The following is a 14,144-nucleotide window of genomic DNA, read 5'->3' on the forward strand; positions in this document are numbered from 1 at the left end:
GCGACGTCGTTCACAGCGTGACCTTTCGGGTGTCAGGAGATACCGAGTTCGGAGCCGATGAAATCGATGAGGTCGTCGTCGGAGGCGCTCGCCAGGGCCGCGGCCGGATCGGTGCCTGGCGCGGTGGCCTCGGTGGCCTCGGTGAGCCGGCGCAGCCGGTCCAGCGCGACGGCGCGGTCGGCGTCCGGGATGGCGCTGCCCGCCAGCACGTCGGCGATCCGCTCCAGGTCGGCGAGCACGGTGTCGAGCAGCGGCGGCGGGGCCGGGGCCAGCCGGTGCAGCAGCAGCTCGGTGAGCGCGGCGACGGTGGGGTGGTCGAAGACCAGGGTGGCGGGGAGTTCGAGCCCGGTGCGGGTGCCAAGCCGGTTGCGCAGCTCGACCGAGGTGAGCGAGGTGAAGCCCTGGTCGCGCAGGCCGCGTTCGTCGTCGATGGCGGCGGTGCCGGGGTGGCCGAGTGCGGCGGCGACCTCGGTGCGCACCAGGTTTTCCAGGTGCGCGCGGAGTTCGATCGGGTCGAGTTCGGCGAGGTCAGGGCCTGCGGTCTGCTCGGGTTCGGGGAGGAGCTCGGCGAGCAGCCCCGGTCTGGCGTGCGTGGCGGTCCAGTCGATGTCGGCGACGATCACGCGGGGTTCGCCGTCCGCGACCGCTCGTTCCAGCGCGTCCAGGGCGGTCTCCGGGGTCATCGGGCGCAGGCCGTTGCGGCGCAGCTGTTCCGCCGCGTCGGCGCCCGCGATGCCGTCGCCGTCCCAGTGGCCCCAGGCGATGGCGGTGGCGGGCAGGCCGAGCGCGTGCCGGTGCTCGGCGAGCGCGTCGAGCACCGCATTGCCCGGCGCGTAGTTGCCCTGGCCGGGGCCTGCGACCGTGCCGGTGACGGAGGAGAAGAGGACGAACGAGCGCAGCGGCAGCTCGCGGGTGAGTTCGTGCAGGTGCAGTGCCCCGGCGACCTTCACCCGGTGCACCCGCTCGATCCGCTCGGGATCCAGGCCGGTGACGAGGGCGTCGTCGAGGACCGCGGCGGTGTGCACCACGTCGGTGAGCGGGCGGTCGGGCGGGATGGCCGCGAGGACGGCGGCGAGGGCGGCGCGGTCGCCGATATCGCAGGCGACGACGGTGGCGCCGAGTTCGGCGGCCAGCGCGGCGGCGCCGGGGGCGTCCGGGCCGCGGCGGCTGAGCAGGAGCAGGTCGGTGGCGCCGTTGGCCGCCAGGCGGCGGGCGACGTGGGCGCCGAGTGCGCCGGTGCCGCCGGTGATGAGGACGGTGCCGGTGGGGCGCCACGGTATCGGTGGCCCGGCGGGGGCGGCGGGGACGATGCGGCGGGTGCGGGTGGCGTGGGCGGTGACGGCGAGGTTGGGTTCGTCGGCGGCGAGTGCGGCGACGACTCGGGGGGCGTTCGACGGATCGTCCGGAAGTTCGAGAACCGCCGGGGTCGAGCCGGTTTCGATGGCCAGTACGTCGAGGAACGAGCGGTGCCAGGCGGCGAGCGGGGTGTGCACCGGGTCCGGAATGAGTACCCGCAGGGTGTCCGGGCGCGGGATCGCGCGGGCCAGGGCCGCGCTCTCCGCGAGCGTGCCGTCCGGGGACAGCGGGAGCAGGGAGACGATCCGGTCCGCGGCACCGAGGCCCGGCGCGAGTCGGAGGCCGGGTGCCGAGCCGGTTCCCTCCGCGCCGCTCGGCGCGACTCGATCCAGGGCGGCATCGGGCGCCGGGGCGGTCCTGCCAGCGCGGTCGGCGAACTCCCGCGCTGTCCCCGGCTCGAGCCGCAGGGTGCGCACGGTGACGCCGTGCGCGGAGAGCGCGGTGGTGAGCGCTGCCGCCCACGGATCGGCGGCGCCGTCGGCGGGGGTGACCAGCAGCCAGGTCCCGCGCGGGACGGCGGCGGGGTCGGGGATGTCGCGCCACTCGACCCGGTAGGTCCAGGAGTCGACGGCCCCGGCCCCGGCGCGGCGGGTGCGCCAGGTGTCCAGGGCGGGGAGCAGCGCGGACAGTGGCGCCGCGGCAACGCCGATGGCGGCGGCGAGCGCGGTGCCGTCGCGCTCCCTGACCCGCTCCCAGAACCAGCGGTCGGCGGCGGATTCGGTGCCCGCGGGCTCCTCGATCCAGTAGCGGGTGCGCTGGAAGGCATAGGTGGGCAGCGTGATCCGCGGTGCCGGGGGGACGATGGCGGCCCAGTCCACCGGGTGCCCGGCGGTGAAGACCGTGGCGGCTGCGGTGTGCAAGCCGCGCACCTCGTCCCGGCCCGCGCGCAGCGTCCCGGTGGCGACCGCGGCGTCCAGGGTGTGCAGCACCTGCGGGGTGAGCACCGGTTCGGCGCCGAGCTCGAGGAAGATCCCGGCCCCCGCCGTGTGGGCGGCGCGCACGGCGTCGGCGAAGCGGACGGTGCCGCGCAGGTGCCGCACCCAGTAGCCGGGGTCGGCGAGCTCGGCCGGGTCGATGATCGCGCCGGTGCTGTCGGAGACGATGGTGCGGTCGGCGGCGCGGAAGGTCAGCCCGGCCACCACCTGCTCGAACTCGGCGAGCACCGGGTCCATGAGCGCGGAGTGGAAGGCGTGCGAGACGGTCAGCCGCTTGGTGCGATGGCCCGCTGCTCGGAGCGCGTCCGCGAGGTCGAGGACCGCCTCCTCGGCCCCGGAGACGACGACGGCGCGCGGCCCGTTCACCGCCGCCACCGAGTACTCGCCGCGCGCCACGGCCGCGACCTCCTCCTCGGTCGCCTCCACCGCGACCATGGCGCCGCCGCGCGGCAGCGCACCCATGAGCCGCCCGCGCGCCGTGACCAGCCGCGCGGCGTCCGGCAGCGCGAGCACCCCGGCGACGTGCGCGGCGACGACCCCGCCGATGGAGTGCCCGGCCACGAACTCCGGCTCGATCCCCCAGGATTCGAGCAGCCGGAAGAGCGCGGTCGCCACGGCGAAGACGACCGGCTGGGTGTACTCGGTGTCGTCGATCGGCCCGTCCGCGCCGAAGGCCACCGCACGGATGGGATGGGCAAGGGCGCCCGCCCGATCCAGGGCGTCGGCCGCGGCGTCGAAGGCCGCGCGGAAGGCCGGGAAGTGGTCGTACAGCTCGCGGCCCGCTCCCGCCCGCTGGCTGCCCTGGCCGCTGAACAGGACGGCGAGGCCGCCGGTGACCGGGGTTCCGGTGATGACGCCGGGGGTGGGTTCGCCCGCGGCGAAGGTGGCGAGGGAGCCGGGATCGAGCGCTACCGCCCGGGTGTCGAAGACGGTCCGCTGCCGGACCAGGGCCGAGGCGATCGCGCCCAGATCCGCGGTGCTCGTGGCGAGCTTCGCCGCCTGGCCGCGCAGCCCCGCCTCGGAGCGCGCGGACAGCACGAAGGGCGCGGGGTGGTGGGCGCCGACCGGTCGCGCCGCGGACGCGACGGCACCCGGGGGCGCCTCCTCGATGACGACGTGCGCATTGGTGCCGCTGATCCCGAACGACGAGATCCCGGCCCTTCGGGGGCGAGCCCCGGCCGCCCACGGCTGCCGCTCGGTGAGCAGCCGCACCGCACCGGACTCCCAGTCCACGTGCGGCGACGGCGCGTCGACGTGCAGCGTCGCCGGCAGCACCCCGTTCCGCAGCGCGAGCACCATCTTGGTCACCCCGACCGTCCCCGCCGCGGCCTGGCTGTGCCCGATATTCGACTTCACCGACCCCAGCCACAGCGGCGTCGCCCGATCCCGCCCGTAGGTGGCGAGCAGCGCCTGCGCCTCGATCGGATCACCGAGCGCGGTCCCGGTGCCGTGCGCCTCCACGGCATCCACCTCGGCCGCGTCGAGCCCGGCGTCGGCGAGCGCCGCGCGGATCACCCGCTGCTGCGCCGGGCCGCTCGGCGCGGTGAGCCCGTTCGACGCGCCGTCCTGGTTCACGGCGGTGCCGCGCACGACGGCGAGCACCTCGTGGCCGTTCCGCCTGGCATCCGAGAGCCGCTCCACCAGCAGCAGACTCACCGCCTCGGCCCACCCGGTCCCGTCGGCGCCCGCCGCGAACGCCTTGCACCGGCCGTCCGCCGCCAGCCCGCGCTGCCGGGAGAACTCGGTGAACATGCCGGGGTTCGCCATGACGGTCACCCCGCCCGCGACCGCGAGCTCCGCCTCCCCCGCGCGCAGCGCCCGCACCGCGAGATGCAGCGCGACCAGCGACGACGAGCACGCGGTGTCCACGGTGAGCGCGGGCCCCTCCAGCCCGAAGGTGTAGGCGACGCGCCCGGAGAGCACGCTCGGCGAGACCCCCGTCAGCCCGAACCCCTCCGCCGCGCCCGGCATCCGGTGCAGCCGCGGGCCGTACTCCTGCGGGGTCGCGCCCAGGTAGACGGCGGTCCGCGAGCCCGCGAGCGTCGCCGGGACGATGCCTGCCCGCTCGAACAGCTCCCAGGTGGCCTCCAGCACCAACCGCTGCTGCGGGTCCATGGCGGTGGCCTCGCGGGGGGAGATGCCGAAGAAGGCGGCGTCGAAATCGCCTGCCGCGTCGAGGAAGCCGCCGCGGTGGGCGTAGCTCGAGCCGGGGCGGTCGCCGGCCGGGTCGTACAGGTCGGCGAGGTCCCAGCCGCGGTCGCGGGGGAAGTCGGTGATGGCCTCGCCCTCGGCGGCGAGCAGGTCCCAGAGCTGCTCCGGGGTGTCGAGGCCGCCCGGGTAGCGGCCGCTCACCGCGACGATCGCGAGCGGTTCCGCCGGGTCGGCGGCCGCGGTGGCCGTGGTCTCCCGCCGCTCGCCGGCGAGGTGCGCGGCGAGCGCTGCCGGGGTCGGGTGGTCGTAGACGGCGGTCGGGTCGATCCTGGTGCCGAGCGCGCGGGTGAGCGCGGTGGCGAGTTCGGTGGCGCCGAGGGAGTCGAGGCCGAGTTCGCGGTAGGTGCTGCGGGGGTCGATGCGGGTGGGGTCGGCGTGGCCGAGGACCGCCGCGGTGGTCGCGAGGACCACGGTCGCGGGGTCCGGCCGGGGCGATTCCGCCGGGCGTGGACCCCGGTCGGAGCTCGTCCCGGCTGTCCCGGCTGTCTCGGCCGTCTCGGTTGTCTCGGCCGTCTCGGCTGTCTCGGTTGTCTCGGCTGTCCCGGCCGTTCCGGTTGTCCCGGTTGTCCCGGAGGGATCGGAGGGATCGGAGGCTGCCGCCACCTCGGCGGCATCGCGCCCGCCGGCAACTGCGGGCGCCTCGGAAAGGGGCGTGAGCCCGGCGCCCGGGGTGACGGTGTCCAACCAGTACCGCTCGCGCTGGAAGGCGTACGTCGGCAGCGACACCGGCTCGGCAGCCGGAACGACGGCCGTCCACTCCACCGCGTGCCCGTGCGCGAACACCGTCGCGGCGGCGGTGAGCACCGTCTGCGCCTCGTCCCGCCCACGGCGCAGCGTCCCGACGGCCACCGGCAGCTCGGACAGCTGCGGAGTCAGCACCGGCGCGGCCCCGACCTCGACGAACACCTCCGCGCCGAGCCCGCGCAGGGTGCGCGCGGCATCGGCGAAGCGGACGGTGCCGCGCAGGTGCGCCACCCAGTACGCCGGGTCGGAGACGTCGGTGAGCACCGCGCCGGTCGAGTCCGAGACCAGCACCGGGCCGGTCGGCGCCAGGAAGGTGAGCCCCGCGACCACCTCCGCGAACTCGGCGAGGATCGGCTCCATGGCCGCCGAGTGGAAGGCGTGCGACACCGCGAGCCGCTTGGTCCGGCGCCCGCCGGCCGCGAGCCGCCCGGCCACCTCGGCCACGGCCCCCTCCGCGCCGGAGACGACCACCGCCCGCTCCCCGTTCACCGCCGCGATCGACACACCGTCGATCAGCGCGGCCCCGACCTCGGCCTCCGTCGCCTCGACCGCGACCATGGCGCCGCCGCGCGGCAGCGAACCCATGAGCCGACCGCGCGCAGCCACCAGCCGGGCGGCGGCGTCGAGCGGCAGCGCCCCCGCCACGTGCGCGGCGACGATGCCGCCGATCGAGTGCCCGGCGACCGCGGCGATCTCGATTCCCCAGGATTCGAGCAGCCGGTACAGCGCGGTTTCGACGGCGAAGATCACCGGCTGGGTGTACTCGGTGGCGTCGATCGGGCCGTCCACGCCGAAGGCGACATCGCGGATCGAATGCTGCGCCGCGAGTTCGCGATCCAGCAGCGTGACAGCGGAATCGAAGGCCGCGCGGAACACCGGGAACCGCGCGTACAGCTCCGCGCCCGCTCCGGCGCGCTGGCTCCCCTGCCCGCCGAAGAGCACCGCCACCGAGCCGTCCACCCGCGTGCCGGTCACGATCCCCGGCCCGCCGGTGCCCGCCGCGAGCGCCGTCAGCCCGGAGCTCAGCGTTGCCCGATCAGCGGCCAGGACGACGGCCCGCGCACCGAGCACCGCCCGATCCCGCACCAGCGCCGACGCGACGGCGGTCGGATCGGCGCCATCGACGAACGCGGCCAGCCGCGCCGCCTGCGCGGGCAGCGCCCCGGCCGACGCCGCCGTCACCACGAACGGCAGCACCGCCGCTCGCTCGCCCCCCGACGCCGCCGGCTCGGCTCCACGCGCACTGCCCGGCGCTCCCGCCACGGGCCCGCCGCCCGGCTCCACCGGCCCGTCCGCCGCACCCACTCCGAATGTCCCGGCCGGCTCGACCGAGCCCCCGCGCAGCACCGGCCGCCGCGAACTCCCCTCCGGCGCCGAGGCCACGATCACGTGCACATTCGTCCCGCCCATCCCGAACGAACTCACCCCCGCCACCGCGGGTCCATCGACCTCCGGCCACGGCTCGCGCACCGTCACCACCCGCACCGCGGCCGAATCCAGCCCCGGGTGCGCCGTGACATGCCCGAGCGTCGCCGGAATCTCCCGATTCCGCACCGCCAGAATCACCTTCAACAGACCGACCAGACCGGCGGCACCCTCCAGATGCCCGACATTCGGCTTCACCGACCCCACCGCGACCGGCTCACCGACGCCCCCGAACACCGCGGCGAGCGCGGCCGCCTCCACCGGATCCCCCACCGGCGTCCCGGTCCCGTGCAGCTCGACGTACCGCACCTCCCCCGCCCGCACCCCGCCCCTTGCCTGCGCCCGCCGGATGACAGCGGCCTGCGCCGCCGCCACCGGCACGGTCAGCGCCGCCGCGTCCCCGTCGTGCGCGAGCGCGGTGGAGCGGATCACCGCGTGCACCCGATCCCCGTCGGCCACCGCCCGCTCCAGCGACTTCAGCAGCAGCACCACCCCGCCCTCGCCGCGCACGTACCCGTCCCCGTCCGCGTCGAGAACGGTCGCCCGCCCACTCGGCGACACCCCGCCGAACCGCTCGGCCACCAGCGCCGCGCCCGCGGTCAGATTCAGATTCACCGCCCCGGCGAAGGCCGCCGACGACTCTCCGCTGCCGATACTCGCGCACGCCGCGTGCACCGCCGCCAATCCCGACGACTGCGCGGAATCCACCGAGAGACTGGCCCCCCGCAAGCCGAGAACATGCGAAAGCCGATTGGCGAGCACCCCGCGGCTCAACCCGGTCAGCGTGTACCGCGTGACCGCGGAATCCCCGGCCTCCTGCGTCAACGCGGCATAGTCGCTCGCGATGGCACCGACGAAAACCCCGGTCTCGGTCCCGCGCAGCGCCGTCGCCGGGACGCGTGCGTCTTCGGTTGCCTCCCAGGCGAGTTCGAGCAGCAGCCGCTGCTGCGGATCCATGGCCGCGGCCTCGCGCGGGGCGATGCCGAAGAAGGCGGCGTCGAAGCGGTCGACCTCGTCCAGGAAGCCGCCGGTCAGCCCGGCGATCCGGGGATCGGCGGCGGCTCGGCGCGGCGACGGGTGCCCGATCGAATTCTCCGCATCGCGCAGGAGCCTCCAGAACCGGTCGGGATCCTTCGCGCCCGGCAGCCGGCAGGCCACACCGACAACCGCTATCGGACGAAAATCAACCACCTGAATAATCTCCCTCTGATCCGGGGGAATTGCCGCCGATTCGACCGGCACTTTTCGCAATTGTGCGGCTCCCGGAATATCCCGGCAACCCGACATGAGTTGCCCCACAGCACGGCCGGACACCACCGAAACCACTGCTGGACAGGGCTTTCGGCGCCCATTGATCGGCAGCCCCGATACCAGCGGATAAGAAACTCCGATCAGAGGCTATTTACGATCGCCCCCGGAGAAATTACGCGCAGCAACTCTCTTAACAATACCGGAGTGAAACCGGAGCCCTTGTGATCGCCACGATTCAAAGGGTGCGCTACGCCCGAGATGTGTAGTTCGCTTGTCGCCAAGGGATTCTCGACGAGGGGTGAAGTGACGGCTATGGCGGACCCGCTGGATCTGGTGCATCTGAGAACACTCGTCGCGATCGCCGACACCGGAGGATTCCGGCGAGCGGCGGACGCACTGCACCTGAGCCAGCCGACGGTCAGCCAGCACGTCCGGCTGCTGGAGCGCAGGCTCAAGCGCAGGCTCGTGCAGAAGGAGGGGCGCGGCTCCCGGTTCACCACCGACGGTGAGCGTTTCGTCGGCGAGGCGCGCGCGCTGCTGGCCGCGCACGACCGGCTGCTCGACCGGTTCGTCCCGGCGGATCCGGACCGGATCACCATCGGCTCCACCGAGCACGCGGGCGACGGCCTGCTGCCGGAGCTGCTCGGTGTGCTGCGCGCCGCGTACCCCGGTGTCTACCTGCGCTTCCGCATCGACCGCTCGACCAGCCTCACCGATTCGGTGACCAAGGGCGCGCTGGACCTGGCGGTGGTGCTCGGCGGCAACAGCGAGCCGACCGGCGCCGAGGTGGGCGAGCTGGCGCTGCGCTGGGTGGCGGCGCCGGGCTGGCAGGCCGCGGCGAGCGGCGGGCAGATTCCGCTGGTGGCGTTCGAGGAGCCGTGCGGGCTGCGCAGGCGCGCAGTGCACCGGCTGGCCGAGCAGGGGCACAGCGTGAGCGTGACGGCCGAGTCGGGCACGCTGGACGGGGTGCTCGCCGCCGCGCAGGCCGGGCTCGGCGTCGCGCTGCTCCCCTTCCACGGCGCGGTGCCACACGGGCTGGCCGAGGTGACCGGGTTCCCGGCCATGGGCACCATCGACGTCCGGCTGGTCACCCGCCGCGGCCTCGGCCCCGATATCGAGCTGACCGCGATCGAGACCATCACCGCGCACTACCGCTCGATCACCGGCCGGCGGCTGCGGGGTGCGGCGTGAGCGCACCGGACTGGCGGAACGACGGGGTCCGCGTGATCAAGGCGGACCAGCTCGACACGAACACCCCGCAGACGCCGGGGATGAGCCGGGCCGCGGCCATCGACGCGGCCAGGGCGGGGGCGCAACGGATCTGGGCGGGAACGGTGGTGATCCACCCGGACGCCAAGACCGGCGCGCACCACCACGGCGAGCTGGAGAGCGTGATCTACGTGCTGCGCGGGCGAGCCCGGATGCGCTGGGGCGAGCGGCTGGAGTTCGTGGCCGAGGCCGGTGCAGGCGATTTCATCTTCGTGCCGCCGTTCGTGCCGCACCAGGAGATCAACGCAAGCACCGACGAGCCGCTGGAGTGCGTGCTCGTCCGCAGCGGCGGCGCGGCGGTGGTGGTGAACCTGGACATCGAGCCGGTGGAGAAGCCGGACACGGTGCACTGGGTCGACCCCATCCACCGCCACCCCTGACCGCTACTCCGGCACGCCCATCCCGCGCGCCAGCACCGGCCAGGATGCCTTCAGCGCGTCCTGCCAGTAGCCCCAGGAGTGGGTGCCGGTGGGCTGGAAGTCGTAGGTGGCCGGGATGCCGAGCCCGTCCAGGCGCTGGCGCAGGTTCTGCGTGCAGACGTTCACCGCCGCCTCGATGACGCCGCCGAGCACCAGCTGGTTCAGGTAGCCGCGCGGGCCGGGCTGCATGTGCGCGCCGTTGAAGACGTCGTAATGCCCCGGCACGCCGCTGCCGGTGGAGACGAAGAGCTCGAGCCCGCGCAGCCGGTCGGCGTGCACGTACGGGTCGTTGGCCGCCCAGGCGGGGTCGCCGGCCGGGCCGTACATGTTGTCGGTGTCGCCGCCGCCCCAGGTCTCCACCGCGAGTTTGACGAACTCCTGCCCGAGCGGGTCGCTGATCTGCGCGCACCCGCTGTACGCGGCGACCGCGCCGTAGAGCCCGGGCGCGGCGATCGGCAGCTGCAGCACCGAGGTGCCGGAGGTGGAGAGCCCGGCGAGGGCGTTGGCGCCGGTGGTGGCGAACTCGGCGTCGACGAGCGGCGGCAGCTCCTCGGTCAGGAAGGTCTTCCACCGGTTGAGCCCCAGTTTCGGGTCGGGGGCGCGCCAGTCGGTGTAGTAGCTCCAGCGGCCACCGACCGGCTGCACCACGTAGACGTCCTTGGTGGCGAGGAAGCCGGAGACGACGTCGGTCTGGCGCTGCCAGGTGGCCGAGTCCTGGCCGCCGCCACCGCCGTTGAGCAGGTACAGCACCGGGCGAGGTGTTTCGGGGGCGGCCGGGCGGAGCACGTCGACCATGATGTCCTGGCGCATGGCGGCCGAGTAGACGCGCAGCTGCACCGTGCGGTCGTCCTTGGCCCAGCGGCCGGTGATCGCGGGGGCGTCCGGTGTGGCGCCCGCGGGCACCGGCGGCCCCGCGGTGAGCGCGGCGGCGACAACGGCGACCGCGAGGGCGCGCAGGGCGCGGGCTCCGGTGGTGCGGCGGGGTCGGCTCGGGCCGAACATGGGCGGTTCCGTTTCTCTTCGGGGCTCCCGGTGGCGGCCGAGGCCCACCGGGCCGGGTGGCCCGGTGGGTTCGGTCACCCGCGCGCTGCGGGCGGGGCGGTCGGCGGGGTCGTGCGGTTCCGCCCCGCCCGCGGGTTGCGCGGGTGCAAGCGCATCCGCGGAGCGGATCGGGGAGCCGGTCGGCCCGCCCGCGGATGCACGCCGGGGGTGCGGCTGACGCTACGACCCGGGCCGCCCGGTTCCACTCCGCTCCGGAGCGTTCCTGGACGACTCACGAACACCGCTTCGGCGGTCCGGTGACGGACCACAGGAAGTCTCGTCGCCGAGGTCGCGTGGTGCCGCCCCAAACGGCGCGGCCGCTTTCGGTGACATCTCCAGACAATGCCCGGCGGCGGCCGGTGCCGGGGGTGCCGGATTGATCATGTGGGAATCGGTCCACGAATGGGGGAACGGCGACAGGAGTTCGAATGCGCAACACCGCTACCCGCCGGGTTCCCGCGCCGGAGCACCGGATCGACGGGCACCGCTACCGGGCGACGGCCCAGGTCGAGGTCACCGCGCACGCCGTCCGGCAATTCGCCCGCGCGGTCCGCGATTTCCATCCGGCGCACTCCAGCGCGGCGGCCGCCGCCGAACTCGGGTATCCGGCGCTCATCGCACCGCCCACCTTCAGTTCGATCGTGCTCGGGCGGGTGCAGCGGGAAATCCTCGACATCGTCGGCTCCGGTTCGGAGAGCGCCCGCATTCTGCACGCCGACCAGGTGATCGATATCGGACGGCCGCTCTTCGCCGGTGATCTGCTCGGCTGCGACATCTACTTCGAATCGTTCCGGCAGTTCGCCGACTACGACGTCATGGCGATTCGCAGTGCGCTCACCGCCGCCGACGGGACCGTGGTGCAGACCGGGTCGGCGGCGCTACTCGCGCGCACCGGTGAGCGGGAGTCGGTGCTCGGCGAGGTCGCGCGGCGCATCACGCGGCGCGGTTACGCGGCGGTCGACGGGCCTGCTCCGGAGGCCCCGCTCCCCGCGCGGGCGCCGTGGCCGACCGTGCGCTTCGATGAGCTCGCGGTCGGTACCGAGATTCCGCCCGGCTCGCTGCTGCTCGCGCACGAGGATCTGGCTCGGTTCGCCGCCGCCACCGGCGAGCCGGTTCGGGCCGATGCGGGCGGTACCGCTCCCGGCATGCTGCAGCTCGGGCTGGCGTCCGGGTACGTGAGCAATTGGCTCGGTGACCCGGGTGCCGTCACCCGGATCCATGCCCAGTTCGGCAGTGTCACGCACTATCTGCGCATCCCCGCCGCGGGCGCGGTGGCGGTGACGCTGCGCGCCCGGGTCGACCAGCTGGATCCGCGCGAGCGCCGCGCCACGCTCGCCATCGACCTGCGCTCCGGCGGGCGGCCCCTCTTCGGCTACGCCGCCGCCGAGGTCCGCTTTCCCTGAATCGTTTCGCCGCGCGACGGGATGAGAGCTGAACTGCCCGCGCCGATCTCAGGAAGGGCCGGTCACCGCGAGGGCGGGCTCGAGCGCGGCCCAGGTGCGGGGCAACTGGGCGGCGAAGTCGGGCCAGGTGTGCATGCCGTCGGGGGCGTACTCCACCGTGGCGGGGATGCCGAGCTGGGCCAGCCGGCCGGCGAAGAGCTCGGTGCAGGCGCGCGACCCCGCTTCGAGCGCGGCACCGCCGCCCGCCTCGGCGAGCGCCTCCGGCACCGAGGGCGCCTGGGCGATGGCGACGAGGTCGGCGGGGGTCGGCAGCCCGGGCGAGGCGGAGAGGTAGACGGCGGTGCCACGCAGCGTCTCGGCGCCGAGCACGCTGTCGTGCGCCGCCCACTCCGGTGAGGTCGGCGGGCCCCACAGGTTCTGCACGTCACCGCCGCGGGAGGCGACGGTGATGGTGGTGACGGCGCGGCCGAGCGGGTCGGCGGTGGAGTAGCACCCGCTCATCCCGGCGACCGCCAGGTACATGCCCGGGTGCCGCTGGGCCAGCATGATGGCGGCTTGCGCCCCCATCGAGACCCCGGCGACCGCGCGCCTGCCGTCCGAGCGCAGCAGCGACTCCACGATCGGCGGCAGCTCCTCGGTGAGGAAGGTCTCCCAGCGGTTCAGCCCGAGCGCGGCGTCGGTGCGCTCCCAGTCGCTGTACATGCTGCCGGTGCCACCGCCGGGGACGACGACATCGACCGGCTTGTCGGCGAAGAACTCGGCGGCCCTGCCCTTGGTGAGCCAGGCCGAGGTGTCGTCGCCGTCCACGCCGTCGAGCAGGTAGAGCACCGGGCGCGGCCCGGAGCCGGAGCCGTGCAGCACGTCGACGGAGATGATCCGCCGCATCCCGGCCGAGGCGATGCGCAGCGTCTCCCTGCCGTCGCTCCGCACGATCCGCTCGACCAGCCCGGACCTGGTCATCGCCGGGTCGATCGGCGGCGGGGTGGCCGGGGTCGCCGCGGGGTCGGCGGGGCCGAGCGCGGGCGGGGCGGGCGCGGGCGGCGGCAGCGGGCTGCCGGACGGCGCCGCCACCACCCCGGTGCCGGAGGCGATGGCGAGCGTGAGCGCCGCCGCGGCGGCGACGCCGAGCGGGACGCGGCGGCGGGTCGCGCGGTTCATCCGGCCGCCGCCAGCGGTAACGCGGAGCCGGCGCGGCACCGGGCGGCCTGCTCGCCGAGGTAGGCGTTCAGCGCGGCGCGGGCCCGCTCGCCGTCGGGGCCGAGTTCCCGCTCCGGCACGCGCCACATCCGCAGCGTGGGAAGCAGGACCTCGGTCAGGTGCACAGTGGAGTCGTACCCACCGTAGGCCGCGAAAATCGCCGCTTCCCTGCCGAATCCGGGCAGCGCGGCGTGCGGTGGCCGGAAGCCGGCGACCACCTCGGCCACCGCGCGCATGCCCGCGTCCGGGGCCAGCGCGAGCGCGGCGGCGGTGAGATCGCGGAAGAAGATCAGGTGCAGGTTCTCGTCGGCGGCCACCCGGCGCAGCATTCGCTCGGTGGCGGGCTGGGTGCTGCGCGCGCCGACCCGCCGGTACGCGGTGCGGATGGCGGCGTGCGCGAGCGTCGCGTAGACCAGCGCCGGCAACGGCCCGGCATCCGCCGCCGGCCAGCGCACCCCGGCGTCGGCGCGGGCCAGCCTGGCCGCCTCGAACTCGGCCGGGCCGGCGATGCCGGTGCCGATCAGGTAGTCGCGGAGCACGATCGCGTGCCTGCCCTGCTCGGCCGTCCAGCGCCCGATCCAGGCGCCCCACGCGCCATCCCGGCCGAAGGCCGCGCACAGCGCGCGGTGCCAGGCGGGCAGGTCGTGCTCGAGCAGCGCGAGCGCGGTCAGCATGCGCCCGGTGCCCGCGTCGGATTCCGGAATCGGGGCAACGAGGTGAATTCCGTGGCGGTCGGCGATATTTCGGCCGCGCGGGCGGTGCTCGTCGGGATCCCATTTCCGCGCCTTACGCAGATGATCGCGCAGTGCGCGTCCGGCCACCGGTTCGAGATCACGCGCGATTGCCCGGTCGGTCGGCATTGCAGAACTCCTCACCGGCCCGGAAACGCCGGG

7 protein-coding genes are annotated in these 14,144 nt (G+C 74.8%); 3 read left to right on the plus strand and 4 right to left on the minus strand.

All coding sequences use genetic code 11. The features are described 5' to 3' along the window. Positions 1-32: 32 nt before the first annotated feature. Positions 33-7,958 (minus strand): type I polyketide synthase, encoded by a 7,926-nt coding sequence (locus LTT61_RS03510; protein ID WP_269821843.1) that lies wholly within the window; start codon positions 7,956-7,958, stop codon positions 33-35. A gap of 276 nt (positions 7,959-8,234) precedes the next feature. Between LTT61_RS03510 and LTT61_RS03515 the strand changes: the two genes are divergently transcribed. Together LTT61_RS03515 and LTT61_RS03520 are read left to right on the plus strand one after the other, a co-directional pair. Next, entirely contained in the window at positions 8,235-9,113 is an 879-nt protein-coding gene (locus LTT61_RS03515) for a LysR family transcriptional regulator (RefSeq protein WP_233018475.1), read from the plus strand. Beyond that, complete coding sequence (locus LTT61_RS03520; protein WP_233018476.1) at positions 9,110-9,571, plus strand: cupin domain-containing protein; 462 nt, start codon at positions 9,110-9,112, stop codon at positions 9,569-9,571. The genes LTT61_RS03515 and LTT61_RS03520 overlap by 4 nt, the downstream gene beginning before the upstream one ends. Before the next feature lie 3 nt (positions 9,572-9,574). On the opposite strand, the gene LTT61_RS03525 is transcribed toward LTT61_RS03520, so the two are convergent. Further along, the gene (locus LTT61_RS03525; protein WP_233018477.1) at positions 9,575-10,612 is read right to left on the minus strand and encodes an alpha/beta hydrolase; all 1,038 of its coding nucleotides are present in this window, start codon (positions 10,610-10,612) and stop codon (positions 9,575-9,577) included. A 467-nt stretch (positions 10,613-11,079) separates the two neighbouring features. Here LTT61_RS03525 and LTT61_RS03530 point away from each other — a divergent pair, with 467 nt between their 5' ends. After that, the gene (locus tag LTT61_RS03530; protein WP_233018478.1) at positions 11,080-12,054 is read left to right on the plus strand and encodes an FAS1-like dehydratase domain-containing protein; all 975 of its coding nucleotides are present in this window, start codon (positions 11,080-11,082) and stop codon (positions 12,052-12,054) included. A gap of 48 nt (positions 12,055-12,102) precedes the next feature. Here LTT61_RS03530 and LTT61_RS03535 read toward each other — a convergent pair whose 3' ends face one another. Continuing rightward, the gene (locus LTT61_RS03535; protein ID WP_233018479.1) at positions 12,103-13,212 is read right to left on the minus strand and encodes an alpha/beta hydrolase; all 1,110 of its coding nucleotides are present in this window, start codon (positions 13,210-13,212) and stop codon (positions 12,103-12,105) included. Beyond that, on the minus strand, positions 13,209-14,111 hold the full coding sequence (locus LTT61_RS03540) for an acyl-ACP desaturase (RefSeq protein ID WP_233018480.1): 903 nt from the start codon (positions 14,109-14,111) through the stop codon (positions 13,209-13,211). Before LTT61_RS03540 ends, LTT61_RS03535 begins: the two co-directional genes overlap by 4 nt. Positions 14,112-14,144 lie beyond the last annotated feature (33 nt).

Source organism: Nocardia asteroides (assembly GCF_021183625.1).
Lineage (GTDB): Bacteria > Actinomycetota > Actinomycetes > Mycobacteriales > Mycobacteriaceae > Nocardia > Nocardia asteroides_A.

Excerpts from the sequence above, each read along its gene's own strand:
- LTT61_RS03510 (WP_269821843.1), bottom strand. The coding sequence starts at position 7,958 with ATGTCGGGTTGCCGGGATATTCCGGGAGCCGCACAATTGCGAAAAGTG.
- LTT61_RS03515 (WP_233018475.1), top strand. The coding sequence starts at position 8,235 with ATGGCGGACCCGCTGGATCTGGTGCATCTGAGAACACTCGTCGCGATC.
- LTT61_RS03525 (WP_233018477.1), bottom strand. The coding sequence starts at position 10,612 with ATGTTCGGCCCGAGCCGACCCCGCCGCACCACCGGAGCCCGCGCCCTG.
- LTT61_RS03530 (WP_233018478.1), top strand. The coding sequence starts at position 11,080 with ATGCGCAACACCGCTACCCGCCGGGTTCCCGCGCCGGAGCACCGGATC.
- LTT61_RS03535 (WP_233018479.1), bottom strand. The coding sequence starts at position 13,212 with ATGAACCGCGCGACCCGCCGCCGCGTCCCGCTCGGCGTCGCCGCCGCG.
- LTT61_RS03540 (WP_233018480.1), bottom strand. The coding sequence starts at position 14,111 with ATGCCGACCGACCGGGCAATCGCGCGTGATCTCGAACCGGTGGCCGGA.